19 protein-coding genes and 1 pseudogene are annotated in these 25329 nt (G+C 53.7%); 8 read left to right on the plus strand and 12 right to left on the minus strand.

The genetic code is table 11. The features are described from left to right. Positions 1-36: 36 nt before the first annotated feature. Complete coding sequence (locus tag ALTERO38_RS05055; RefSeq protein ID WP_159967497.1) at positions 37-1041, minus strand: hypothetical protein; 1005 nt, start codon at positions 1039-1041, stop codon at positions 37-39. Between the two features lie 598 nt (positions 1042-1639). On the opposite strand from ALTERO38_RS05055, the gene ALTERO38_RS05060 reads away from it, so the two are divergent. The 3 genes and pseudogenes from ALTERO38_RS05060 to repC all read left to right on the plus strand — a co-directional run bounded on the left by ALTERO38_RS05060 (position 1640) and on the right by repC (position 3661). Further along, a complete protein-coding gene (locus ALTERO38_RS05060; protein WP_159969634.1) occupies positions 1640-1870 on the plus strand; it encodes an AlpA family transcriptional regulator in 231 nt (76 codons plus the stop codon). A 3-nt stretch (positions 1871-1873) separates the two neighbouring features. Next, positions 1874-2757, plus strand: a pseudogene (locus tag ALTERO38_RS05065) (helicase RepA family protein). After that, positions 2744-3661 carry a replication protein C, IncQ-type gene (gene repC, locus ALTERO38_RS05070; RefSeq protein WP_159967498.1) on the plus strand — a complete coding sequence of 306 codons (918 nt, stop codon included), beginning with the start codon at positions 2744-2746 and terminating at the stop codon, positions 3659-3661. Before ALTERO38_RS05065 ends, repC begins: the two are co-directional and overlap by 14 nt. A 672-nt stretch (positions 3662-4333) precedes the next feature. On the opposite strand, the gene ALTERO38_RS05075 is transcribed toward repC, so the two are convergent. From ALTERO38_RS05075 to ALTERO38_RS05095, 6 genes are all read right to left on the minus strand, one after another. Next, the gene (locus tag ALTERO38_RS05075; RefSeq protein ID WP_159967499.1) at positions 4334-4645 is read right to left on the minus strand and encodes a hypothetical protein; all 312 of its coding nucleotides are present in this window, start codon (positions 4643-4645) and stop codon (positions 4334-4336) included. Between the two features lie 2 nt (positions 4646-4647). Next, the gene (trbL, locus tag ALTERO38_RS05080; RefSeq protein ID WP_159967500.1) at positions 4648-6252 is read right to left on the minus strand and encodes a P-type conjugative transfer protein TrbL; all 1605 of its coding nucleotides are present in this window, start codon (positions 6250-6252) and stop codon (positions 4648-4650) included. A gap of 2 nt (positions 6253-6254) precedes the next feature. Further along, on the minus strand, positions 6255-6437 hold the full coding sequence (locus tag ALTERO38_RS05085) for a hypothetical protein (RefSeq protein WP_159967501.1): 183 nt from the start codon (positions 6435-6437) through the stop codon (positions 6255-6257). 2 nt (positions 6438-6439) lie between these two features. Continuing rightward, a complete protein-coding gene (gene trbJ, locus ALTERO38_RS05090; protein ID WP_159967502.1) occupies positions 6440-7237 on the minus strand; it encodes a P-type conjugative transfer protein TrbJ in 798 nt (265 codons plus the stop codon). Positions 7238-7489: 252 nt separating this feature from the next. Then, positions 7490-7714, minus strand: a complete 225-nt coding sequence (locus tag ALTERO38_RS21630; RefSeq protein WP_306109795.1) for a hypothetical protein — start codon at positions 7712-7714, stop codon at positions 7490-7492. A 2-nt stretch (positions 7715-7716) separates the two neighbouring features. Continuing rightward, on the minus strand, positions 7717-7926 hold the full coding sequence (locus ALTERO38_RS05095; protein ID WP_159967503.1) for a TraC family protein: 210 nt from the start codon (positions 7924-7926) through the stop codon (positions 7717-7719). A 391-nt stretch (positions 7927-8317) separates the two neighbouring features. Between ALTERO38_RS05095 and ALTERO38_RS05100 the strand changes: the two genes are divergently transcribed. Together ALTERO38_RS05100 and ALTERO38_RS21455 are read left to right on the plus strand one after the other, a co-directional pair. After that, positions 8318-8710, plus strand: a complete 393-nt coding sequence (locus ALTERO38_RS05100) for a CopG family transcriptional regulator (protein ID WP_159967504.1) — start codon at positions 8318-8320, stop codon at positions 8708-8710. Positions 8711-8732: 22 nt separating this feature from the next. Next, positions 8733-8915: a hypothetical protein gene (locus ALTERO38_RS21455; RefSeq protein ID WP_256663777.1), complete on the plus strand. Its 183-nt coding sequence runs from the start codon at positions 8733-8735 to the stop codon at positions 8913-8915. 182 nt (positions 8916-9097) lie between these two features. Here ALTERO38_RS21455 and ALTERO38_RS05105 read toward each other — a convergent pair whose 3' ends face one another. Both ALTERO38_RS05105 and ALTERO38_RS05110 read right to left on the minus strand, forming a co-directional pair. Next, positions 9098-10054: a hypothetical protein gene (locus ALTERO38_RS05105; protein WP_159967505.1), complete on the minus strand. Its 957-nt coding sequence runs from the start codon at positions 10052-10054 to the stop codon at positions 9098-9100. Positions 10055-10231: 177 nt separating this feature from the next. After that, on the minus strand, positions 10232-14068 hold the full coding sequence (locus tag ALTERO38_RS05110) for an SIR2 family protein (protein ID WP_159967506.1): 3837 nt from the start codon (positions 14066-14068) through the stop codon (positions 10232-10234). Positions 14069-14802: 734 nt separating this feature from the next. On the opposite strand from ALTERO38_RS05110, the gene ALTERO38_RS05115 reads away from it, so the two are divergent. Next, positions 14803-18456 carry a DNA-binding protein gene (locus ALTERO38_RS05115; protein ID WP_159967507.1) on the plus strand — a complete coding sequence of 1218 codons (3654 nt, stop codon included), beginning with the start codon at positions 14803-14805 and terminating at the stop codon, positions 18454-18456. A 343-nt stretch (positions 18457-18799) separates the two neighbouring features. Here the strand turns inward: ALTERO38_RS05115 and ALTERO38_RS05120 are convergent, their stop codons facing one another. From ALTERO38_RS05120 to ALTERO38_RS05130, 3 genes are all read right to left on the minus strand, one after another. Next, a complete protein-coding gene (locus ALTERO38_RS05120) occupies positions 18800-20230 on the minus strand; it encodes a hypothetical protein (protein WP_159967508.1) in 1431 nt (476 codons plus the stop codon). 480 nt (positions 20231-20710) lie between these two features. After that, positions 20711-21763 carry a GGDEF domain-containing protein gene (locus ALTERO38_RS05125; protein WP_159967509.1) on the minus strand — a complete coding sequence of 351 codons (1053 nt, stop codon included), beginning with the start codon at positions 21761-21763 and terminating at the stop codon, positions 20711-20713. A 610-nt stretch (positions 21764-22373) separates the two neighbouring features. Further along, a complete protein-coding gene (locus ALTERO38_RS05130; protein ID WP_159967510.1) occupies positions 22374-23207 on the minus strand; it encodes a DUF1206 domain-containing protein in 834 nt (277 codons plus the stop codon). A gap of 198 nt (positions 23208-23405) precedes the next feature. Between ALTERO38_RS05130 and ALTERO38_RS05135 the strand changes: the two genes are divergently transcribed. Together ALTERO38_RS05135 and tadA are read left to right on the plus strand one after the other, a co-directional pair. Beyond that, complete coding sequence (locus ALTERO38_RS05135) at positions 23406-24776, plus strand: multicopper oxidase family protein (protein ID WP_159967511.1); 1371 nt, start codon at positions 23406-23408, stop codon at positions 24774-24776. A 25-nt stretch (positions 24777-24801) separates the two neighbouring features. Next, the gene (gene tadA / locus ALTERO38_RS05140) at positions 24802-25320 is read left to right on the plus strand and encodes a tRNA adenosine(34) deaminase TadA (protein WP_159967512.1); all 519 of its coding nucleotides are present in this window, start codon (positions 24802-24804) and stop codon (positions 25318-25320) included. The last annotated feature ends 9 nt before the right edge of the window (positions 25321-25329 follow it).

Below are 25329 nucleotides of genomic sequence, written 5' to 3' on the forward strand. Positions count from 1 at the left end.
CAAATAGCTGCTCAGATGGGCAAGCAGATAATCAAATCAGTCTGAAGGCTTTACGAACGAAACCGAACGAAGCGATTCAGGCACGTTATCTATGATCTCCGAACCCCAGCCAAGCACTCGGCCCTCCTCGCTGACATATTTCAGCTGCTCCGATGAAATACTCAGCTTCGTTAATAGCTTCGTCGTCGGATCGTTTGTCACATATTGATCTCTATACATAACCATGCTGAAGCGGTTGGTGTCGGCGTCGCGCTTGAAATTGTCCGTAAACCTAGCTGTCTCTATAAGCAGCCTAGAGAAAATATACTTCCGCTGAGCCGGTGGCATACCAAGGACTTCATGGTCGCGGTCTCGAAGCACATCAAGCCCGTTGAACCTCCAAACATTCTGGCTCTCAGCTGACGCAATGGTGAAGGGAAAGCGTTCTTCTTCGGGGATAGGTTCTCGACTGAGCATAACTTCTAGCCTCTTCTCCTTGGCCGGGCGCTCGAAGTAAGCGAAGTATTCGTTCGCAACCGCCTCGAGTTGGGTTGCCGCAGCCTTTACCCGCTCTGGTGAGATGTCATTCGATAAGGCTATGGAAAACTTTAGTCTCTCCTTTCCCGCCTTGAGGGTCACCGGCCCTGAGGCGATTTTAATTGAAGGTTGCAGGTCTTTCCCCTGCATCTTTGAGGCGAGGTATTCAAAGTCCCGCTTTGCGACATGCACTCTGCACACCTCTTGGAGCTGGTACTCATCGGCGAACCACCGCTGATTGATCCGGTACCGCTCCTTTGCGGGGACCCCAGACAAGCTATACGTCCTTAAATGGCAGTTTTCACCAACCGTGTCGTATCCACCTGGCAGCACTATCAAATTGCAAAATTGATCAGCACCGTCGCCGACCCAGTTTGCGGTACCTCGTATGTGCGGGAGCAAGCAGTCGCCGTAGGAGTTCAGGTTCTCAACGGCGATGCGGTTTTCTTCATCGCGTAAGTTCACCAAGTTATTTAGTAAGCCTGCGACGACTATCAACAGGACACCCCAAATCACGTGCTTCATTCATTCGTCCCTGCATGTGAATACGCGCAGCGGCTGATCCAGCATTAGCACCGCGACGGTCGCTATGGCTACAAAGGTCAGACGCAGGCCTCGCCAGCCCGATTATATGGGCTCATCTCGTTCGTTGGGTCACCATTGTTGGAAGCCGGTCAGCAAAGGCGAAGACCGACATGGTGAGCCCGAGCAGACCGGATAGCGCATACCGATCGGTAGTATTCATGGCGCAGCCGTTGCTCTGCAAATCTTTCCGTACGTTATTTCCGAATTTGCTATCTCCTACGAAAGGCTCAACCTAACAGTCGTCGTTTCCCCTGAACGCGAAGTTTCATGCAGCTAATGACCTACCTAAAAGCCCTTTCCCGGCAAGTTTTTTTTGTCCCGAAACCCCTTTTGCGGACATACCTTTTTCAACGTTCCAGATGCAGAAAAAAGCTATTAAAACAACCAAATGAACATGTCGAAACGTCCGGAAATTGAACCTTTTCCGGACAGTAACCAACTGATTTTATTGGGAAAAATATATTTTCAGTGCTGGAAATTACTGGAAAAAATAGGCAGAAATCTAACCTCGAAAGATAACAGTGACGAGGTTTCCGGTATGGAGAGGGAGGCGAGGAATACAAGCAATGTACTGATCAGCAAGAAGCAGTTGCTGGCAATGATCCCACTTTGCGAACGCACGATTTACAACTTTGAGAAGCAAGGAAAGTTTCCACGCCGCATTGCTCTTAGCACTCGAAAGGTCGTGTGGAATCTGGCTGAGGTCGAGGCATGGATTGACACATGCATTCATTCCGGGTCGGCACCTCGCCCAGGGATGGAGGGCTGAGCTGTGGCGATTGACTTACAGGCAGCGTTCGAGAGTGAGCCGCCGACGCTGGACTTCATATGGCCCGGCTTCCTCGCTGGCACAGTAGGCGCGTTAGTGGCTCCTGGCGCAACGGGTAAGAGCTTCTGGGCGCTTGAAGCTGCGATGTCCGTAGCTTGCGGCGCAACGGTCGAAAGTAGGGTCTTTGGTGGTGACCTAGTGGGTCTTGCTCCCGCGCGAGCTGGTCGCGTTATTTATTACGCTGGCGAAGATCCAGAACCAGCGATGGTGGGGCGCATTAATGCAATTGGTAAACATCTGAGCCCAGAAGCGCGCAAGGCAATAGTGGAAAACCTACTAGTTATGCCGATCATGGGGAGCCCATGGACGTAATGGACACAAGGAAGCGCGCGGAGGTGATTGAGCTTTGTGAGGGGGCGCGTTTGGTCGTTCTGGATACATTGAGCCGTATCCACACCCTTGACGAGAACAACAACGGTGAGATGGCGCGGCTTGTCGCTACGCTAGAGCATATTGCCACTAGCACTGGGGCATCGGTTCTTTATCTGCACCATGTCAGCAAAGGCAGCGCCCGCGATGGGCAGGCTGATCAGCAACAGGCAGCACGAGGCGCCTCCGCTCTTGTCGATAATGCTCGGTGGTGCGGATTCGTCGCCAGAATGAGCACCAAGGAAGCCCAGAATTATACCGATCGCGTTTTCGATAGGCAGCCCATCGGTGAAGACGGCCGAGGAGTCTTTGTTCGTTTTGGCGTAAGCAAACAAAACTATGGCCTCACCTTGAGAGAGCGCTGGTACTTGCAGCATAGCGGCGGTGTATTACTACCAGTGGATCTGCTGGACGCCAAGCCGACTGGCAGCAAGGGGCGGCACCGTGAACAAGTTTGATTTGACCCATGCTCGCCATGATCCTGCGCACTGCCTGGCTCCTGGCCTGTTCCGTAGCCTTAAGCGTGGGGAGCGTAAGAAGCTTAAGCTCGATGTAACGTATCGTTTTGGTGATGATGTAATTCGTTTTTGGGGACCAGAGCCTCTAGGCTGTGATGACCTGAGGGTATTACAAGGACTGGTCGCAATGTCTGCGGTTTCGGGCAACCGAGGTCGCGGAATCGAGTTGCGCTATGACCCACAATCCGAAGCAGGACAACAGTTGCGGAAGTGGCTCGATTTGAAATGGGATGCCATCGAGAAAGTTGGATTGGTGGCCAAAGGAAGTTTTCGCCAGCTGGCCCGTGAGCTCGGCTATGCCGAGGATGGTGGGAGCCAGCTCAAAACCATCCGCGACAGCATTGAACGACTCTGGGCCGTGTCGATGATTATCGAACGAGGAAGCAAGCGTGAAGGCTTTCGGATTCTCTCCAGCTACGCCAGCGATGAAAATGCTGGAAAATTGTTTGTAGCAATCAATCCAAGGTTGGCGGAAGCCGTCATGGGCGAGCGCCCATACACACGGATAGATATGAACGAGGTGAGGGCTCTACATACAGGTCCAGCCCGCTTGATTCATCAACGGCTGTGTGGCTGGATCGACCCCGGCAAGAAGGGGCGTGTTGAGCTAGACACCATTTGTGGATATGTCTGGCCGGATCAAGGCACAGCGGAAGCAGTAAAAAAGCGACGACAGATTGCCCGTAGGGCTCTAGATGAGCTCGCCGCTTTGGGTTGGAAGCTGGACGAATACGTGCGCTGCAAATGGGAAATAGGAAGGCCACAACTGTCGATGCCGCGCTGCTTACCAGACGGCATAACGTTCCCTAAACCCCGGCGTAACGCTCCCCAGGTCCCGGCATAACGCTCCCCGGACATTATGCGGCAACCCGCGAGGAGCTTGGCTCTCCGGGGCATGCGAGACATTCATCCAAGATTCTTCCAAGAATTTCTACGAAAGCTCGCTAGGGGGCCGTGCATTCGGCGCAGCCCCTGGCGAGCTACCTTAATCGGCCTCCGGCCGTAGCGCACCAAAAAAAAGCGTGGCAAGAACCCACCAAAGACTGCCGAGCAAGGGCCTCAGATAAAGAAAACTAGCATGCAAATGGGGAGTTATAGGTCAGTGTGCAGGCGCTAGTTTTCTCGACGAAGACAGGGGTGGGGGCGGCTGTTATGCCTTCGCTTAGCGTGTCTGGTGTGTAATAGACGGTCTATCCAGATTAGCTGTATCAGAGCGCTCCACTACCGTTGAGAGCCTGCCAACCTTTATTAAAGGGCTTCCTAGACAAGCCACATAAGAAAAAGTGAAGGAGCGGGCCTGGAGCCGTCTCCGTGGGACCTGCGAACAGACCGGAACGCGCTAGGAGCCCCCAGCACAGCACTTGGCTAAAGCACTGGAGGGCATCTAGGCGCGAAGATTTGCCACGATGCAGCGCCGGGCCTTCGCAGGGTGTGTAATAGACGGAGCAGGAGCGCCAGGCAAACAAGGCAACAAAACCCGCAGTCAGGAGGGGTTGCCCGTAAGGCTGGCCGGTGATCAGCGATTCCTGCGCTTCTGCGCGTCCTGCGCGGCTTGGATGGCCATTAGCACTTGCTGGTTCAGGGCAGCGTCATTTTCGCTTCCCAGCAACGGTATGCGATTCAGAGCCTGTGCCCCTGAAAACATGTGATAGGACGCTGACAGAGCGAGCGGACTGACTCGAAGCTGTAAAGCTGTGTAATGGCGATCCAGCCAATCGAGCTTTGGTCCGTAGCCCATGCTGCGTAGCCACCGGCCGAGCGCCCACATTCCGATTGAAAATGTTGAAGCGAACACTACGAATCCAGCGAACATCAGAATGTCGATCATGGTTATCTCTCCGGTTGGTCAGTATGCGAGGCCATACCTGACACGTTCAGCGAGGCGAGCCGGGCATGAGTAGAGCTGTTGTATGACGCAGGGCGGATAACGTTAGCTTCTGCTTGGCCTGTTTCCGCATCTGGTACTGCGGGGTTCGCTGGATCGATCGAAGTGGAGTTGTCCTGAACGGAAGATCCTGACCCTAGAGACAAAGCGTGCGCGTTCTCCATGCCCGGCACACCCATCGAGGCCATCACACCGAGCAACTTCGCCGCGCCATTTGCCGCTTGGTGGGCGACGACGCCAGAGCTGATTGCTCTTCCTTTTGGTGCCGCTTGTTGCTCTGAATTGTTGCTGCTTGGCTCGGCCTTCGCAGCTTGCTTGACGGTCTGCTGTACGCCGTTTTTGGGCTGCTTTTCCGTGGCGCTTGGCATTATAGGTGCTGAGCTGCCGCCCACTCGGGCACCGCTCGGCGACGCGCTCTTGGCAGTAGCTTGGCCGCCAGTGCTAGCGCCGAGGCCAGATGCCGCGCTACTACCGGTGGCCGCCGCAGCGGGCGCACCGCCTCCGGCAAAGCTGGAATTGATCGCACTCGCTAGGCCCCCGGCGCCAACTCCACTGGCACCCGATGCGGCTGTGCCACCAGAACCGGTCGCGCCAAGCGCGCTGGCAGCAGCCGGAGCGGCCGCCCCGGCTGTGGCGATAGTTGCGACAGCGGCCGCGGCGCCGGCGGCACCGGCCGCCGCCATACCGCCAATTGCCGAGCCGCCGCCCATCGATGTGCCGCTGATCATTCCGCCGATCAGTTCAGGAATCGTCTTTGTCAGGTATGCGCATACCAGAGCCAGGCCTGCCAAGGTCATTAAAGATGCTTCGTCGTTGGTATAGGCTGCCAACCATGACTTCGCAGACGAGACGATGATTCCTACGATCAACGTCAATACGAACAACTTGGCTCCTACCGCAATAACGAAGCGGAGCGGGGCGATTGCAAAATCTCGTGTCCATTGCGAACCACCAAAACCGAAGAACAGCACGGACGCGTTGATGATTACGTACGACTCCACCAGCGTCACAAACATGAACGCCGCGATAAATGCGAAGCACAGGAGAACCAAGCAGCCGACAAGTGCGATGAGGACCGCTTTACCCGGAGAAAAGACGGAGATTCCCTCTACGATGGTGCGCGAGAAATCGACAGCTACGGCGAACATATCTCCAGGTTGAAGCGCACGACCCAAGCCGCTAGCGGTGCCCGCTGCCTCGCGGAAACTATCTACTATCGCCGTCGCCCAAGGGACGGAATGCTGAATTACTGCGTAGAAAAAACCGATCACCATGAAGAAACGGATCAACTCAGCGAGAATTTCGCCGAGGTCAGCTTGCTTCAAGGCCAAAGGGATGAACGTCCACACCAATTGGATGAGCGCAAGAGATGCCAGCAGCGTGAGGGCATAGCCCTGTAGCCGGGGCGACCATTCATTTGCGGCGCCATAGAGCATCCGCAAGAGCCCGTTCATTTCATTGCCTTGGGTTATGTCACCTGCGGCCGCAGCAGTGCTGGCCCATAGCAAGAATGCTGCACCAAAGAGTGCGAGCAGTGCCGTGCGTTGCATAGTTAGAAGTCCTCAGAAGGTCCCCAATTGTTTTTCCGGGCTTCGAAATTCGTGTCGGCATCCGGCGTAGCCTGCTGAGCAGTCATGCAGTCGGTGCTAACCGAAATAACGAATCCGGACACAGCGGCACCACCCAGAGCAGAAGCGATGCACAGCACGGCAATAAAGCTCTTATGTTTCAACATGGTCAGAAATTCTCCGAAGGGCCCCAGTTATTCTTCCGGGCCTCGAATTGCTGTTCGGCGGCTTCGCTAGCGGCCTTCCGGTCGTCTGCCTGAGCCATGTAATTGCCCTGCATGTTGATTTGCGTCGCCAAAAGGTCCCGTAGCTTCTGCAATTGCTGCACGTTCTGCGAAGCGATCTCGTTACCCGCCTGAATGGCTTGCATCCGTCCCACGGCAGATTGCGAGCGAGCCACCATGCGGCCTAGCCGGACGTCTTCCGACTCAAATGTGCTCGTGTTGAGGTTCGCTGCCTCTAGCGCTGTTTTTACGTTGTCTCGACCTTGCGCTGACCATTTCTGATAGCGGTCCCGCGCTGGGACCTCTGCCGAGTTCGCAGCGTGAATCAGGTAGGACTCGAAACCTGGGAAAGCCGCGTTGAATTGCGAATCCATGTCCTGGATTTGGCGACCTATCGCTTGCGAGCGCTTATAGAGGCTAACGACAGATTCAAGGTCGGCCGCGATGCTGCTAAACATCGACCTCGGCAAACCGGTGCCCTGAATGACCATGTTCTGGTATTGCCGAATCTGAGCTTGTAGCGACTCAGCAGTGTTCAAAGCGGTGCTTACCGCTTCAGCATATTCGAACATTTGCTGATAGAAGGTCGAGCAATTGGAACAGTAGATCGCGTAAGCAGGCGTCGGCGCAATGAAAGCCACACCTCCTGAGGCTATGGCTCCGCTCGTTACGACGGTGATAATGCCTTTGCGGACAGATGCCGACGCGCTCCGATAACGCGAATTACGTGAATTAGACGTCATGTCGCAGCCTCTGTTTTTGGATATTCCGAGATCCATTATTGTGGGTCGTTAGGGATATTGGAATATGCGGATAGGGTTCTATCCGTTAGAGCGCTGTTCCGTTGTCCGGAAACTGTCCGTAAATCATCTGCGAATAGATGAACGAGTGCCACTAGATGTTTGGGTTGCGTTAGAAGAATTGTCCGTCTTCTGATGGTTGGCGGACAAAAAGCCCACCTAAGTGGGCTTCAAACATGCATGGAAAGAGCTTAGTTAATGCGAAAAAAAGTAGGGGTTTGTAGATCGGTATACGTCGCGCTCAGCCTCCGGGATGTGCAACGCCTCTAGGTGCCATTCTTCCAAAGCCGAAGCCAGCTCGGCGGCAATGCGTTGGGCTGTTTGAACGTCCTTGCAAGGCCTTACACTGGCCCGCCCCAGGCAGGCTTGGAGTTCGTTGAGTTCATTAGCCATTGCGCTGATGCGGCGAGCTGTCTTCATCGTCATTCCTCTCTGCTGATTCGCTCCACAATTCTGCTGAATTCTTCACGGATTCTCTCGTCCGTCAATTGAAGATTAATCAGTCCTGACTTAATTGCAATTCGGGCAATTCTCTCTGCCGCTTCATTGTCGAGCTTCGCCAATCTTGCTTTTGCGGTTTCTAATTCAAGAACAGCGTCAGAGCGCCGATCTAATAAGGTTTTTCGTGCCATAGCGTTACCCGTCTAATTGGGTGGGCGGTGTGGTCGGTATTCCAATCGCGCAACGTGCGATTCGATCATAAAAATTATCAGGATTTAAACAATGCGGCTATGGCGTGCGGTTTAACGCGACTCTATGCGATTGAATGCTACACAACGCGATACTATGCGACGCTATGCGATTCTGCGCGACACTATGCGAATGTACGCGATTTTGAGTTAAATGTTTTAAATTGCATTTTTCATCGCATAGTATCGCGTTAGTATGGCTGGCAAGATATGTGTTGTACGGGTACGGGCAAGCCCGCCCCCTAACAACACTCCCCTTATTCGCCTGCGGCTCAACGGCATCTTGCTCTGCGAGGCAAACAGTCGCTGCCGCGACGACCCGAGGATTCGATCAATGCAGGAGACAACCGCTGTCGACGACGTCCGGGCACCGAAGAACGTGAGGCCGCGCAGACGCGGCAAGCCAATCGAGGTTTGGGTAACCGATGAGGAGAGGACAGTCATCTGTGCACTGGCCGAACAGGCGGGGCTATCCCGCTCCGCTTTCCTCCGCGCTGCAGGGTTGAATAAGCGCGTTGGTGCGCGAGCGGACCTAGAAGCAGTCCGTGAGCTAGTCAAGGTCAATGGTGACCTCGGTCGTATTGCAGGCTTACTGAAGTTGTGGTTGGGCGAAAAGCGCGGTCAGGGAGCTAGCCCAATAGACGTCGAGCGGATGATGATCGAATTCCGAGAGTTGCAGGGAGAAATTCGGGAGCGAATGAGCGCAATTGTCTTTGGGAGAAAATAATGCCGCAAGCCGAAGGACTAGGATGAAAGACATATTGCATGACGAAGCTATGGCGGAGTGCTTCCGTAGCGATCCGAACTATGCACGGGAGTTGCTCGCCGAAGTCCGCCGCGACGGGAGCCGGGCTGAGTTAGCTATTCTGCAGCGACAAATTAACTTGGCATTTGAGGCGGCATCGCCGACGCAGCCAACTGAGATAAGCTAGGGACCTGAGACTCTGTCGAGCCAGCTTTCTGCTCCCTCACGTCGAGGGAAGATCATCCCTGTGGGGTGCAACGGTTGTCGGCCATAGTATGACTTCGAATCATATAGTGAATCGATCATGTTGCCCATCAAGCCAGTCCTTGTCTACCTTGATAGTTGTGATTACTCCGCCTTGAGTAAACCTCAACTAGCTGAGTTGCCGTTTTTATAGATTTCTATAATTTGAGCTGGATCCATCCAGTTTGTAACGCAAGTGATAGGTTGAAATACGAAACCAAGCTTTTCGTGGGGCAGTGCGACAATGGCTTTGCCATCGTTCAAAAAAGCGACTTTCGCCCCATCGATACCATCAATTGAGCACTTACTTGCTTTAACGTGAAAACTAGCACTAACCAATTCTTCTCGTATTTTCTTTTCGGCCCAGGCGCTCCCAAGTATATTGCTAACTACAGTTAGAGGTGATACTGCTAGTATTGCAAAGCTAAAAGCTACGGCATAGCCTGGAGCAAGCTCTCTAAATACTTTTCGTTGGATCGGTACCTGAAGACCCACTGCATGAGATTTGCGGGGTGCGTCTTTCAATGACGTGCTAAATAGAGCGACTGCATATATCGCTATCGAACCAATAGAGAGCGTGACTAGCCAGGCGACAGGCACCATGATTAGGCTAAGCCATGCTAGCCCAGTTGGGAGTTCACTTGCCCTTACTCCTACTAGTTCTGATATAACTCCTTCAGCGAAGCTTGTTGCTCTAGCAAAATTAATAGTTGCAGAGACGGCGATAATAAAATTAAGCCGGCCCGCGTATTTACTATAAGTTGATCGGACCGGTCTTGAAGTAATCGCATAGACAACTGAAAGCAACATGGCGGCCGAAATCATGGTTATTCCAAGGATTCTTGCGTTCCGGCTATCCGTGGCTACTGATGTAGAATAAAATGCAATTGGAATGGTAATCAAGAATATCGAGGATAAGGACAGCAAAAATCTTTCTTCATAAGAAGAGTGCTTGAATTTAATCAATATGTAAGAAAGAGGATTTGTTGTCACATATCCATTTTTGACCGCATGATTGGCGATTATTCCCAGAATTATTGGAAAATATATGTATAGCAATACGCTGAAGAATATAAGTTTCACTTAATTGGTCCAGTCAAGCGAATCGTAAAATGGGGCAAACCAGCGTTAGCATGGTACGGCTACCCTTTGGGCTCCCGCCGCACGGTGATTCCCCGTCTGGACGACAACGCTTTTCAACAACAGTAAGACTGTTGATAGACAGGCACTGTTTTAGGTGGACCATAGCCGCACGCTGTGTCACCTAGCGTCCCATTTTTGCCTCAGAGAAGTCAGTCTATCGTCGCTATTTAGTGCGCTGCTTGCTTCTCCAATTTGCTTCAATATCCCTTCTATCTCATAGGGCCATGCCTGCGCGTTTTCTGGAAGAACGGCATGAAGTAGAGCCAGCGCCTGTTCCGGGTACCGGTCTACTATGTTGTCTCCGGATCGACGAAGCTCTGGCAGTATCAAGTGGTCACGCTCGATACTGCTCAAGAGCGGCAAAACCAGCGCAGCTACTGTCGGAAATTCGTCTCCGCTGGAGAAAGCCAGTTCGCAAAGGCGAGCTGATGTGTTGGGCGATCTCGCTGACAGTTGGCGCGGCCAAACCTGCAGCAGTTCGGAAAGCTGTCCTTCCCATCGCTCGTGTGAGTTTGCGTTCTTCTCATCAGACCATTTTTGAGCCTGCCATAGAGTACGTGCTCTAAACTCGTCATCGACTGTCAAAAGTAAGCTGCGCATCTCGTCATTGGAGATACAGCGCTCGCCAGTGACGGTGTCAATAGTTCCCCATCCGGCGAGGATCATACCTGCGATGATTTCAACATATGTGCGTCGCGATGGGAGAGGATTAGCGGCGAGCGCCAGAATGTCCTTTTTCAATCGCATATAGAGCTCTCGATTCGGAGTTCTTGCCCCCCATAAGAAGCCCGACCATGCTGCGTCTCGGTCGTCCGTGTCGTCACCTCGAAGCGCAGGTAACAAATACTGTTCCGTCCACTTCGGATCGACAGCAAAAAACCAATTGATGTTGTGAAACAAGATCACAATCGCATGTCTGCGTGAGTCGTTTGGAAGCGCTAACAGAGTTTCAGCGTGCACGAGCCATTCGGTGGGAAATCCCTGACTTCGATTGAGATTATCCTTACGAGGGTCATTAAAAAGCGCCTGCGCGATCTTACCCGCCGGAGAATTAATCGACTCCATCGTCCAGTCTGGTTCGTTAGAGCCACGCACGATACTCGAGCGTCCCTCGCTCGGCGATTCACGAAGGACTCGAGCCAGCTTCCTCAAAATGCAGTCAAAAGCAGGAAGACAGTCCTCGCTCAGTTTTGTACTGGCATCTTTAAGCCAATCGGTTACCGGGCGGAGGATCGGTGCAAGCTGGTCATCTGGATAGCGAGTTAGTCGCTCGGCAATCAACCTAGCTAACCTCGGCTTGTCATTTTTCCGTGCCTCTGAAGTAAGGAACCGTCGCCATGCCCACTCCGGGAAGTCACCTCGTTTAGCTGCATAGCTCAGCGCTGCAAAGGCGCGCGCAGGGCGTTGAGCGGCGAGGCCGGTGAAAGGATCGTTCTCGACAAGAAAATCGTCTGAGCGACCGCTACGTTCCTTGGCTCGCAGCAGCACTTGTGACAGGGGCGTTTCCGCTAGTTCCTCATAACTGGTGTCAGTCCTGACCCAACCTGTCCGACCCTCCAAGGATTCAGCAGCCTTTCCGCCATAATCTTCGTTCCAGTCTGGCACAACAGCGCGGAGCAGCTTCGCCTGCCTACTTATGCTGGCAGAAAGCTTGCATCCTGAGTGTTGAAGCCACTGAATTCGATTTAGAATTGCCCAGGCTCTTCTTCTATCGAAGGCTGAAAACTTCTCGCCCCGCCATCGCTTTGGGCCCTTCAACAGCTTTTCTTCGATTAATTTACGGGGCTCACCACTGAGTTTCCCCCATCGATCCGCGAGGATTAGCAAAAGATCTCGCTGATGATAGCTATCCCAGAAGGCACCATCGCTTAAAGACTTAATGAATTTTCCGAAGTCATCGTCTGAGACGACGCTTCGCTTTCCTGATGCCCATATTCGCAATCGTGCAAATATGGTGTCATCGTCTGTAGGCCAAGACAAAAACTCGCGCTTAGCGGCAACCCTATTGGTTTTGTTCAGTTGAGAAAATAGTTCAGTGAACCGGATTATCGCTGCCGAAAGCCCCTGTGTTCGATGATAGTGGTCGTCTTCGATACTGCTCTGCACTATTGGACTTATATTGCTAAGACCGTAACCTCCTATTTCGTTCTCAAGTGCAAGGGCCAGCTCAAGATTCTGTCGCAGAACTCTCAGTACGGCCATGCACCACTTGTCCGGTACCGTAACCGTTTCGTGCGTTTCAGGATATTTGACATCCATCCGCAACAAGCGAGCACCGTTCTCTCTATCTAGCCCCTGTCCGGGCGGCGTTGGACCACCCCAGAAATCCGGCTCCGCCGAAAGGTGAGGTCGAAGCACCTCTCCAAGGCGCCTAATGACAGCACTACTCCATCCGTCGGCCTTAATGATGTTTTGCAGCGCGTACCAATCTCTGTCGAAGTCCTCGACGTAGTTCCAAGCCTCAAAAAGAGACCGCCAAGCGTTGCGAATATCCTTGTGGATGTGGCGACTGCTTCGCTCTAGCTCCCATAGGATGTGTTCTTGAATGCTCCGATGAAGTGATGACTGATGAGCGGCCCACCACACGGCGGCGGGTTGGTCGCAGACCTTTGCGAGCCAAATTCCGAGTTGACCTATTCTTGGGACCAGGCGAGGAGAATGGTTTGACCAATGTCCTCGAAGCGCTGCAAGGTTTTCGTCGCGGATTGGTGCTCGATCAAGGCGATTGAGCTCGAAAGCATCCCACGCATCGGATGGCGCCTCGCGCTTCGCATAATGGTCTTCAGGATCAAGTTTGGTTGGCGGAGTGTCTGAATCAAGGCCGTATATATCGAACGGATCAACATAGGGTCCTGTGCGACCAAACGAAGCTGAACTGCCCGGCTTCGCAAATCGGCGGTACTTGTCGAATACACAAAGCCATTCAGCGGGTGGTAGGACATCTCCGCCGCAGTACCTCTTTACACCTTCGTAGGTAGAAACGACATGCGCCACCTGACCGCGCTCATGCGGCTGGATCGCTGCCGGCCCGCTCCTTGACGCGTCAATGACCTTTGCATACCAAGCATCAGGGTCGCGCGCACGATCTGCCCAAGCCTCAAGAGACTGCCATAAAGCAGCGTGCGCGTTATCCGGACTATATGGGATGGCTTGCACACCCTTGTGTCGCCATCGTGCCGCAGCGTCGTTGTGGTCACCAGACTGAAATGCATAAGTGTTTTCAAGCTTTCCCGAGGCCCTACGTAGAGCTTCGAGGAGATAGTGAACAGGCGGATCGTCGGCCGTATATCCAACAAATACAACTACGTACTTGCCGAGTATTTCCCGAATGAATGTAGTTGCCCATCCGTCTGATAAGTATGCCCGGCCAAACTCGGAACTTGAAAGAATGAAGCCATCGCCCTCAGCACCAGTGTAAGTTGGTGTGGATCGACCGTGAAGGTACACTACTCCATTTATTTCATTTTGCCGCAGAGGGTCCGGTAGTCTCGGTGGTTGCCATATTTTGAGGTTCCTGCCGCAGTCGTCAAATAACCTGTCGAAGTTCGTCGTAACTAATTGAACAGCCCCCTCTCGGGTGGTTGCTAAATCGAGCAGGATTCTATGTGCAGTAAGATCACATCCCGTGGGTGGTTTCAAAGCGGATGCTACCGCTTCCTCAATATCACTCGAGGAAAAGTCCCTCTCCAGAAGCCCGAAGACTCGGTCGGCCGATATAGCGCCAGAAACGCCGACCCGTCGGTCAATTTCCTGGGCTTCTTCAATAAGCTTATAGGCGGAACTGTTTTTATCAACACCAAGCTTTGAAACTACCGCGCGGGCTAAGCCAAAGAAATCAGGAAGATTCGCGCGCGCTCTTGATACTCCAGCGCCACAGAAGAAAATAACGCGCCCCTGATCTCTGGCCAGGAGTAGGTCGTCGGGGATGGATGGTCCGTCAGCTAAGAATCGCAAATGCTAGTCTCTACTTATCTGTCTTGCTAAATAAATAATATGCCGCCCAATCTTATTGGTCAACTTCTATGATCTTGGCGGTTTTTTAAGTTGAAAAGCTTTGGTCATTATGACGCTCGACTCTTGATTAGCCGTCGGAATAGGCTCTGCTAGCGCAAGCTGCTGCCTTCTGATATTTTCGATGCTATTCCATTTTTGAAGTGATAAAAACTAGCTAGGAAGAAGAAGAGGGTTTGTCTCCTTGTTGCGTCTGCAGCGTAACCAGAGCCAAGCGAACACCAGGCTACACTAAGAACTTGGTGTATGAATTAGTTGCTGCTTATAAAAAACCACCTCGCCTAGCCCCGAATAAATAAATCTGCCATTTTTTTCTGGCGTTAGCGCGGGAACGATATCACGAGGCAGTCACTTGTTTCAGTCAGGCGCCCGAACTGGCGCATGAGCGTGTTCGCAGTGCCTTTCAATGCCCGGATCGCACAGGAATGCTAGATTTCAACACGGTGGATGCGTAGCGCGGTTTCGAGCGGGCAAAAGCGATAGCTAGACGATACTATGCCGTTTGGTTGGTGTGACGCCGTGCCGAAGTGCTGCTTGCCGACGCTCGTCGTGCAGGCGGCCTCGCCGAATGGGCTGTCCTTATTCGTCAGCTGCGAGGGGAGCCCGGTGAGGGTTGCCTCTCAACTCGCGGAATCGGTAGCGGGGCACTATTCAAGGATGAAATCAAAGGCTACGACATGAGTAAACAGCAAGAATCTGCCTCAAGCAAAGCGTGGAATCTGGTTCCGCTTACGCCCAAATACCTTCCAAGGGAGCATGGTGGCTATGTCGCCACCATTGAAGCCGCGCTTGAGGACAAACAAATTCTCAACATCGCTTTGTCCGGTAATTATGGAGTCGGAAAGAGTAGTATCTTGCGCGAGGTTGCTCAGCAACAGGCCGGGCGCGTTGTTGAGCTTTCGTTGTCGACGCTGGCGCCGATCGAGGCGGCTAAGCTCGATGAGTCGGTGCCTATCCAAGCGACGACGCCGACAAACCGGATACAGCAGGAGATCGTTAAGCAGCTGCTCTACCGAGAGGATCCGAGAAAGACGCCCGGCTCTAGGTTTCGCCGGATTGAGCGCTTTCGATGGCTCCGGGAGATTGGGACTGCCTTGCTCCTGGGATTTGCTGTGGCAGTCATTTATTTGTTGACTGGATGGACCGCGCAGATTGCAGTCGTATTCGGTATCTCGAACGACTTTGCTGTCTGGGCTCATCTGATCGTTTGGGCCGTGGCGGCGGGAGCTGCGCTGTTAGTACGCTGGAGATTCTATGGGAAGCTTCATATCAAGCAGTTCTCAGCAGGCTCGGCAACAGTCACGCTCGACGACAACTCTGTGTCGTACTTCGATCAATACCTCGATGAGATCGTCTATTTTTTTGAGGTTTCAGACCGCGACGTCGTTATTTTCGAAGACATAGACCGATTCAACGACTCACACATCTTTGAGACGCTTCGCGCACTGAATACCTTGCTTAACGCATCGCCCCAGATCAAAAAACCAATCCGCTTCATTTATGCAATTAAAGACAGTATCTTCGACCGCATTGGTCTGGAAACAGAAGGCCGCAAGCTTGAAGCAGAGCTGCTCGCAACGAACGATCCGGCACAAGCCGAGGCTGTGCGCGCCAACCGCACGAAGTTCTTCGATCTCGTTATCCCGGTGGTTCCATTTATCACGCACCGGAGCGCTCGCAACTTGGCCGTACAGTTACTTGGTCAGATTGATCACCAAGTAGCTCCGGAGCTAATCGACTTGGCAGCACAGTATGTCCCCGATATGCGTCTGCTTAAGAACGTCCGCAACGAATTCATCGTTTTCCGCGACCGGATCTTTTCTGGCGACGGAGAGCAGCTCAATCTGAGCGAGACCGACCTATTCGCGATGATGCTCTACAAGAGTACGCACCTTACGGACTTCGAGACGATCCGGCTGGGCACGAGTAAGTTGGACATCTTATACAAGCTCAGCCGTGAGCTTGTGACTGAGAACATCAAGCGCATCGAGGGCGAGCGCCGCGCGCTTCGCCGACGATTTGAACGGATTGATGGGGCAGCGGCACGCAGCGTACGCCTTGGAGACTTGCTGCTTGCGCACCTAGAGCGGACTGCACATTCGGCATCCGCGCTCGGTACGCGAAGACCTAATGCCGTAACCTGTATGGCAGATGGTTCCATTAGGTCCGATGCTGAACTACGGAGTGCAGGCTTTTGGACTATGTTCGTATGCGCAGAAGGTGATCCAGAGCTGCGTCAGCCTATGTCGACTAATCATGTGCTGAAGTTTTTTCGATCCAGCCTCGCTGTAGCACTTGGCGATCCTCTAGACGCCGAGAGCTGGAACGAAGAGGATCTTAAAGCACTGAATGATCAGATAGAGGAAAAGGCAGAGGACATCAGCTTCCTACGAAGTGCCGATTTCAATGATCTCGTTAAGCGACCAGAGTTTCTAGTCGATTATCAGGAGAGCAAGCAATCGTTCGAGGAGATCGCAAAGGCGCTCCTGAAGCCGGGCTTGGCCTATAACCTTGTACGTGCCGGTTACATCAACCGCAACTTTACGCTCTACACGTCAACGTTCCACGGCGATCGCGTGGGGTCCGCTGCGACAAACTTCATCATCCATCATGTTGAGCGAGACCTGATGGATGAGCACTTCGAGCTAGCAGCGGATGACGTGGATGCTGTGGTCCGCGAGCGAGGCAAAAACGCGCTGAACGACTCGGCGCTGTACAACATCGCTATCCTCGACCATCTTCTGATGTCCGACGTTGCTGCGGCTGACATCATGGTTCGCTCTCTGGTTAGCCCTGGAGAGAGTCAGGCGAGGTTTCTGCAGGCCTACCTCGCTGTCGGGGAGCAGCGCCCGCGGTTCATCGAGCGATTCACGGCGTTTTCTTCGAGAGTGTTCATCTATCTTGTGAGCCAGGAGGACTTGGACGGTGCTTTACGGTTGCAACTGGTAGACGTCGCATTGGCTCATCTTCCGACATTCAAGCAGCGGACTGATTCGTTGGTGTCGGGATACTTGTCGGCGCACTACACCGAGTTCACGGTGCTTACGTCCGACGCGACTATGCTTACTCAAGCGGAACGGATCGGCGCGCTTTTTTCAGACGCGACGATCACCGTGTCTCATCTAGAGCCACTAGGGCGGCAGGTTCGCTCGTCGTTCGTGTCGCGCAGCTTGTATGAGGTTACGCACGAGAACCTCGCGATTGCCATCGATAATACGGAAACCGTAGCACTCGACGTCATCCGCGCAACCAACGAGACGGTGTACCGCTATGTGCTCAATCATCTAGGTAGGTACTTGGATGCTATCAATGGCACGTCGGCAACGATCGTTGCGAGCGAGCACTTTCTTACTGTTATCGAAGGTGTACTAGGCCAACGAACGACCCACCTTGGTGATGTAATCGAGCGTGCTGCTCCAGATTGTCAGGTGGAAGACCTTGCAGAGGTGCCTCAAGAGGCATGGCCGGCGCTTGCTGAACACGGGCGATTCCCTGCAACGTTCAGCAACGTCAACCGCTACTTCACAGCTCTCGAATCTGTTGATGCCTCTCTGTCTAAAATCTTAACTGCCTCCGGCCAGATCACTGAGATCAGCTCCGCTGATGAGGAGTCGAAAATTACTTTGGCAGTCGCCATCCTAGCGGCAACGGATCAGCTTCCATCCGCAGTGCTACGTGCGGACCTGGTCGAGAGCTTGAGGCTGGAAAGCTACCTTGAGGTTAACAACATCGCGGCGGAAGCTGGGGAGCTCTTTGCACGGCTGCTCGAGCACAACATCATTGCAGATGACGCCGTGTCCTACGAGCACCTTGCGGCGACGGATTGGCAAACGCGTGGGGCATTCATTCGTGAGTCAACAAAGTTTGCAAGCTACATGACACCAGAGCTTGTCCGGCCGGATCTGGCGGTACTCCTAACAAATGATGAAGTCGATCCGGCTATCAAGGCTGTGATCGTTAGGCAGGCCTCAGCGTACGCGGCAGTGGCGGGTCCCAGAGGGCTAAACGAATTGGCCCGTTTCGCCATCTGTCATGGACACGAACTTCCGCCAGACGTCGTGCTGAAGATGGCGCAGACCGGTGTGGCTGCGCAGCAGGTTATACCACTACTTGAGCCCCACTTGGCATTGATCAGCCGCGATCAGCTTTTCAAGGTCTTGCTGGCGCTGGACGGCGACTATCCGAAGCTGACCGAGGTTGGATACGACAAGCCGCGCATCCCAAATACCCCTGCAGATCGCGCATTGCTTGAGCGGCTCAAAAGGGACGGTATTGTAGGCAAATATGACGAAGAAGATTCGCCAATCAAGGTGAACAAACGCTACAAATGAGATCGCGTACCGTCGCCTTTCAATATGAGCGGGCAACATGATTCGGAGCGTTATCGAAGGGGGGAATCAACCGTCAGCCGTGCGGCGTGTTTAATTTCGACTGGTACATATGGTGCTCGGTATTTATCTGAGAGCTACCTGTGGCCGAGGATTCGCTAGCAGCTGGCCACCTTGACGCCTTCCGTTCGGCGTAAGCAGCGACAAACGAATACGGGTGCGACGCCTGGGCTTGATGTATGAAGTGATCGTTCTGCCTATCAAGAAAGAAGTGCCTTGCCAAACCGCTGAATAATTTAATCTGTAACATAAAAACAGTTACACAAGGGTCTCATTATCAACTTTTTCATTTAGTCCACCTGGAGGACCATTGTCCTTTTTTGCCAGACCTGAGTTCTTGTAAGAAACCTACAAAGCTTTCACTATTGAGCTCGTGTTCGTAAAGCTTCTTGATTTCTGTTGACAGACTATGCGCCTGTTCAAGTACTCGATTTGCCCACAGGGTTTTGATCTCTGTGCTGAAAGCTGCGCAAATATCTTCCCACAGCTTAGTGGTATCAATAAGATTCTGTTTCTCATCCAGTGCTACGTATCGCTCATGGCCTACTAGTTCGTCATCGGCTCCCCACTCCCATTCAATAACAGTGCTAGAGAGTCGTTGTCTAAGCATCGTCTCGTCGACGTTCCCATCATTGTCAATGGCGCCGAACATATAGGCCTCTGAATAATCGGGAGACTCAATCACCGAATAAAGGATGCTGTCTCGGTGTTTTTCCACGTATTCATCTAAATCTTCCAAGTCGTGCCGGCTAGCGATGGTGCTAATGCTATCAATTAGGCGCTGATCGTTTTCATCACACAAGTACAAGGGAGTGTCGTCTTCAAGCATTTTTTCGAGGACCGATTTCCCCTGGAACCCATCGGTTAGCGCGCTTATGATTTCCAACAGTTCAGCAACCACCGTCTCGTCCTTGCACCAAGAGAAGTCATTCTCAAAAAATACGTTGGACTTAAGCGAGGCCAAGTGATGCATTTGATTCTTTTCCGCGCTAATCCCGGCAATGTCTTTGCACAGTTTGGCATTGCCTGGGGGCGAAAACTCAAGCGGCATGATTTCGGGACTGCTCCTGAGGAATTCGTCCAATTCAAATGCCGCAGTTAGATTGTCGATGATTCTTTTTAACTGTGCATTGTTTACGAATCGTGCCACTAAAGCTTCCGCCTGCGCCTTGCTAGTGTGCTCAGGAGTAACCTTAACCCATAGCGGATGGTCGGCTAGTACACGGTCAAACAAAACATCAACCCAATGCAAATCAGTATCATCGACCTTGAGAATGACCTCGTGAAATCGGTGAAAGTATTCTTTTTTAGAGTCTGCGCCTTTGAAGTAGGGCTCAGCACCGTTGGAAAGGTTCTGCGATCCCAGGTAAGCGACACCGTCATGGCTTAATAACTTGATGTGGCAGGCAGCATGTAGGTACACATCAGCTTGACCATTCCGATTGGCGATTGTGATGACAGTTCTGGCTAATTTCTGTTGCTCCTGAGCGTTGAGCTCAGCGACACCTGCCAGCCCAAGTAGCAGAATCGGTCTTGAGCCAGTAGCGCGTGACAAGTACTCATTCGCATAGAAAAACAGCGACCTAGCGCTCACCGCCGCACCGTATGTCATGATCTTCAGATCTTCGAGCGATGGCTGCTGTTTTTGGTGCTCGTAGGCGCCTTCGCCATAATGGCGATGATTCAATGCTGCGCTGAATCGGGTCAATTCTTTCATAATATGGTCAGCGGTGAAGGTTAGGAGGGATTAGCGTCTTTAACGCACTCGATTTTAGCTAGCTTGCAGAGGGACAGGTCTTCTATGAGCGATCTTTTAGGAGGCTGCTTTTATGCACTGCTGGAAATAGTGATTTTGTCCGGTGAAGGGCACTGCTCATTTATGAATTCCCCCAGGCCCCACAATTGGGCGATGCCATTGCTTGGCCATCAGGCCAGCCCGGCTGACTATTCTGTTACGCGAGCTATCAGTAGCTTTCGTGTGCGAAAGCGGTGAGGGTAGAACCGAAGTAGATCAGCTTTTGGCTAATGGTATACCCCATGGTACTGATCAAACGCTTTTCAGTAGGGCGCCAGTGCAGCTCGGATTGCGCGCTCAGTTGATGATAGAGTGGGAATGATCGGGCGTCCGGCACTGGCCGACACTGATTAGCAGAAAAGCCTGAAGCCCGCATATCTGCGGGCTTTTGGTTGTTTGGTGCTATACCTCAGCGACTTCAACCCTGTTACGCCCAGCGGATTTGCTTTCGTAGAGCGCAACGTCGGCTCGTGCAATCGCATCACTGAGCAACTCGTCTGCACGATACTGGGTGATGCCGATCGACAGCGTAATGCAGACTCGTATGTCATCACTGTAGAGTTCCAGTTCCTCGACGCTCTTGCGTATACGTTCGGCGCTTTCGCCCGCATGGCTGAAATCCGTATCCGGCAGAATCGCCAGAAACTCTTCGCCGCCCCAACGGCCGATGAAGTCCTGGTCGCGCATTGATTGTTTGAGTAGATCGCTCACCGCTTGGAGAACGCGATCGCCCATGTCGTGACCATACTGGTCATTGACCTGCTTGAAGTGGTCAATGTCCATCAGCATCAAGGTGAGGTTGGTGGGGTGGCGCTGGTGTCGCGCCAGAACCTTTTCAGCGAGTTCAATCATGTGTCGACGATTGAATAGGCCGGTCAGTGAGTCGGTGGTTGCCATCGAGGCCAGCTTCTTGTGTGCCCGGGCGACCGTGGCCACATAGAACAGCGCGAGATAGCTGAACATGCAGAACACCACGGTGAGGTTGAACACGTGCACGGCTAGCAGCGCGCTGGAGGAGATGGGTTGCAGTGGTTCAATGAACCACATCAATACGTCGAGCCCGACGTAGTAGGCCCATAGCCACCCGGCGTATATCCAGGCGGTGCGCGTGGGCATGCTGACGAACAGGGCCGGAATAAACATCAGCAGAAAATAGTGGAAGCCGCTTTCCCAACCAATCAGCACCGTTCCCAGTCCGGCATGAACAAGCACTTCAACGCGTATCAGCATGACCGCAAGCTGATTTCTTCGCTGTTGGAATGCGCGATAGGCATAGATATACATGGCCACGCTGACCACGTTTATCCAGGCCAGAATCGGTGAACCAAGAATGAGGAATATGAATAGAAAGGCTACATCGACGCTACCCGCCAACTGACAGCAACGCATCGAGAGCTGCCAGAACTCCGGGCGGGCGTCGCGCTGGCGAAGGTGTTCCGGTTGTGTTCCTTGCATTGATGCTGCTCCTTGAACTCCGGTTCTATCGCGCCGGCTGTTTGAGTTGACTGCCTCGGAAACCAGCAAGAGAGGGAGGGAAGAGAGCCGTTCGCAGCGCATCTGAAGCACGGTACGAGCCTGGAGGGTGGCTGTCTAGTGGCCAACGGCCCTCTGCTTGATAGCCATATGTTTCAACAGGCTTGCGATCCAGTCCAAGCAGGCGCCGACGAGGTGCCGATGTCGTACCAGCTAATCAATGCGGGACGTTCGTCCATGCTTGTGTTGGTACTCGATTGGTCGCAATGCTTGAGCTCGCAGAGCGGCACCGTGGATCACTTAAGATCACCATTTGGGGACTCGTGACGTTGAGCTGATCTGCAGGTTTCTAAAGCTTTGTCGATTGCGAGAGAACTGTAACCGTTACGTAAGGGGAACGCGCATCGAGGCGACAATCACGAGAGCGCGGCAATGAGCTGTCCGAAGAAGATGGTGTTGAGTAGCTGACTGCAGTGCTCCTTTTAACCACACGGCTAAGTAGACGGTCGCTTAGCGAGTAGTGATGAGTCAGCTGCAGATTATCTAGAAAGCCAAAGCCCCGGCATGCCAGGGCCTCGGGCTTGACACCCAGTCAGTTCATGACGGCTGGCGTATCGATACGGCGCCATATGGCTTCGGAACAACTGTAAACAGCAAATGCAACCAGCCCAAGGCCAACCAGGGAAAGCCAAAATGCCCCAAACGGCAGGTTCTGCAGAGCGTTCAGGGCATCCTCCAGCCCCGGCGGGTCGGTTGGCTCGTAGCGGCTACCGCCTGTGAAAAGCATGCCGGAAACGATCAGAAAGGCAACGCCGCGGGCAATGAGGCCGGCCCGAGAAATCGGGCGAACCCATTTCATGACCTGTTCGGAGGCATAGAAGTACTTTTCGAACTTGGCTTTCCAGCCCTTGATGATGTGGGCGATCCCGACACCAAGCGGCACAAGCGCAACCAGGTAGATCAGATAGTTCGAGTATTTCCATCCAAGTACGCCAGACAGGAAGTCGCCGCCACCTGAGCCACCGCCGCTCCCGGAGCTGCCAATGGAGCTGCCAAGCAGTCCGAGGGTGAACAGCGCGAGTAACGTATAGGTCACGGCACTACCGACGAGGCCTGCACGGATCAATAGCCCTTTTGCGTCGGTGCCATGGCCTTCCGGATCGGTAATTGCCTGCGTCAGTCGCCACGCCACGTAGGCTACGAGACCGACAACCATGATCCAGAGCAAGGTCTGCCCGAAGGGCTGCCCTAACAATTGCTGAATGGCACCTTTGGTACCAACAGTTTTACCGCTGCCGATGCCAGCCATGAAGGCGAATAGGCCGACGATTAGATAGACAACGCCCCTGGCGGCATAGCCGCTACGAGCGAGCCAGGTAATGCCTCTGCTGACTTCACCCTTGGCCTGGGCTGCTGTGGTGTGCATGGCGCCTCCTCAATTGGAATGAGTGTCTCCGCAGTAGACGCGGGATCAGGCGCAAGGGTTCGTCGCTATTGATCAAAGGGTTCGCTGTGCGTCTGGCCCGGCTGCGAGTTGGCCCGCGAAGCTGTAGCATGTCGCAAATGCGAGCGATTCCGATGTAGTTCTGGTGTAACGGCTCGTGCAGTTTTTGATGAGAATGAAATGACTTTTACCCGAAGAAAGATGCTGGCTGGGTTGGCTGGGCTTGCTACGTTGGGCGTTGTCGGTGGTGGGGCTCGGTACTGGATCGGGCGACCCGCCGATCCTGTGACCCACGATTACGAGTTGATCGCCGCTCCGGCCGATATCGAGCTGATCGCGGGCACCAAAACCCCAGCATGGTGCTACGGTGGACAAGCGCCTGGCTTGGAATTGCGCGCCAGGCAGGGCGAATGGCTGCGAGTGCGCTTCATCAATCACCTACCGGAGCCCACTACGATTCATTGGCATGGCATCCGCCTGCCGCTGAACATGGACGGGGTTCCGTATGTTTCGCAATTGCCCGTCTTGCCCGGGGAATCGTTCGACTACCTGTTTCAGGTCCCGGATGCGGGAAGTTTCTGGTATCACCCGCACACCTCGAGTGCCGAGCAGTTGGGGCGTGGGCTGGTGGGCCCCTTGATTGTCGAAGAACGCGAGCCGAGCGGGTTTCGTCATGAGCAAACGCTGAGCCTGAAAAACTGGCATATCGACAAGCAAGGCGCCTTCACCGATTTCAGTGTTCCCCGCGAGGCCGCGCGGGGAGGGACGCCTGGCGTGCTGTCGACCGTCAATGGAGAGCACGCGCCGACCCTTGAGCTGCCGGCGGGCCAAGTGGTGCGCTTGCGCCTCATCAATCTCACCAACACCGTGACCTACCGGGTGAACCTGCCGGGAGGCGACGCACGTATTTACGCGATCGATGGAAACCCGGTCACGCCGCGCCCGCTGGGCAAGGCCTATTGGCTCGGCCCAGGCATGCGCATTGATCTGGCGGTGAAGGTCCCGCCTCTCGGGGAAACGCTGTCCTTGCGTAATGGCCCGCTGCGGCTGGCGACGCTCACCTCCGTGGCTACCGTCGAGGTCGAAGGCGATTGGCCTGCACCGCTGCCGGCCAATCCGGTCGCCGAGCCGGACCTGCAGCGAGCGGAAACCCTGCGTTTTAATTTCGAATGGGCTGGCACCCTATCCAGTGATGCCGGGCAGGGTGATGCCTTCACCTTCTGGCAGATCAATGGTCAGGCCTGGGACATCAACGATAAAACCTGTGCGGACCGTCCTATTGCTACATTGAAAAAAGACGGTCATTACATTTTCGAACTGCGCAACCTCAGTCAGTATCAGCACCCAATCCATCTGCATGGGCTGACATTCAAGGTCATTTCGTCCAATCGCAAGCGCATCGACCCCTGGTACACCGATACCTACCTGCTCGGCAAGAACGAGACGGCAAGAATCGCGCTGGTGGCGGATAATCCCGGCGTGTGGATGTTCCACTGCCACGTCATCGATCATATGGAAACTGGATTGATGGCAGCGATTGAAGTGGTTTGAGGGCGGCAGTAGCCGGACGGAATAAATGAAAAGACCGATGATCATCGATCGTTCCTGTGATGATGAATTCATGCGCGAGGCGCTGGCCCTTGCCGCTGAAGGGGCAAGGCTCGGGGAGGTCCCGGTCGGTGCGGTGGTGGTACACGACGGCCAGATAATTGGCCGGGGTTTCAATCGCCCGGTCTCGAGCCACGACCCGAGCGCCCACGCTGAGATGGTCGCTATTCGCGACGCAGCGTCGAAGCTGGAGAACTATCGCTTGCCGGGGAGCACGCTGTACGTGACGCTCGAACCTTGCAGCATGTGCGCCGGGTTGATTGTCCATTCGCGCGTGCAACGGGTGGTGTACGGCGCAACGGAGCCCAAGGCGGGGGTTGCGGTCAGTCGGGGTCAGTTTTTCTCGCAGGATTTCCTTAATCACCGCGTGTTGATCGAAGGCGGTGTCGCTGCGGAGAGCTGCAGCGAGATATTGAGTGAGTTCTTCAGGGCGCGACGGCTCAAATCACGCGGCGGCGAGAGGGTGGGGATTCGGTCGGGGGAGTAACAGCGGGCA

It is taken from the genome of Pseudomonas sp. 9Ag, from assembly GCF_902506445.1.
GTDB lineage: Bacteria > Pseudomonadota > Gammaproteobacteria > Pseudomonadales > Pseudomonadaceae > Stutzerimonas > Stutzerimonas stutzeri_AB.

Coding starts and splice junctions, on each gene's coding strand:
- ALTERO38_RS05055 (WP_159967497.1), bottom strand. CDS start 1,041: ATGAAGCACGTGATTTGGGGTGTCCTGTTGATAGTCGTCGCAGGCTTA.
- ALTERO38_RS05060 (WP_159969634.1), top strand. CDS start 1,640: ATGGAGAGGGAGGCGAGGAATACAAGCAATGTACTGATCAGCAAGAAG.
- ALTERO38_RS05075 (WP_159967499.1), bottom strand. CDS start 4,645: ATGATCGACATTCTGATGTTCGCTGGATTCGTAGTGTTCGCTTCAACA.
- trbL (WP_159967500.1), bottom strand. CDS start 6,252: ATGCAACGCACGGCACTGCTCGCACTCTTTGGTGCAGCATTCTTGCTA.
- ALTERO38_RS05085 (WP_159967501.1), bottom strand. CDS start 6,437: ATGTTGAAACATAAGAGCTTTATTGCCGTGCTGTGCATCGCTTCTGCT.
- trbJ (WP_159967502.1), bottom strand. CDS start 7,237: ATGACGTCTAATTCACGTAATTCGCGTTATCGGAGCGCGTCGGCATCT.
- ALTERO38_RS21630 (WP_306109795.1), bottom strand. CDS start 7,714: ATGAAGACAGCTCGCCGCATCAGCGCAATGGCTAATGAACTCAACGAA.
- ALTERO38_RS05095 (WP_159967503.1), bottom strand. CDS start 7,926: ATGGCACGAAAAACCTTATTAGATCGGCGCTCTGACGCTGTTCTTGAA.
- ALTERO38_RS05100 (WP_159967504.1), top strand. CDS start 8,318: ATGCAGGAGACAACCGCTGTCGACGACGTCCGGGCACCGAAGAACGTG.
- ALTERO38_RS21455 (WP_256663777.1), top strand. CDS start 8,733: ATGAAAGACATATTGCATGACGAAGCTATGGCGGAGTGCTTCCGTAGC.
- ALTERO38_RS05115 (WP_159967507.1), top strand. CDS start 14,803: ATGAGTAAACAGCAAGAATCTGCCTCAAGCAAAGCGTGGAATCTGGTT.
- ALTERO38_RS05120 (WP_159967508.1), bottom strand. CDS start 20,230: ATGAAAGAATTGACCCGATTCAGCGCAGCATTGAATCATCGCCATTAT.
- ALTERO38_RS05125 (WP_159967509.1), bottom strand. CDS start 21,763: ATGCAAGGAACACAACCGGAACACCTTCGCCAGCGCGACGCCCGCCCG.
- ALTERO38_RS05130 (WP_159967510.1), bottom strand. CDS start 23,207: ATGCACACCACAGCAGCCCAGGCCAAGGGTGAAGTCAGCAGAGGCATT.
- ALTERO38_RS05135 (WP_159967511.1), top strand. CDS start 23,406: ATGACTTTTACCCGAAGAAAGATGCTGGCTGGGTTGGCTGGGCTTGCT.
- tadA (WP_159967512.1), top strand. CDS start 24,802: ATGAAAAGACCGATGATCATCGATCGTTCCTGTGATGATGAATTCATG.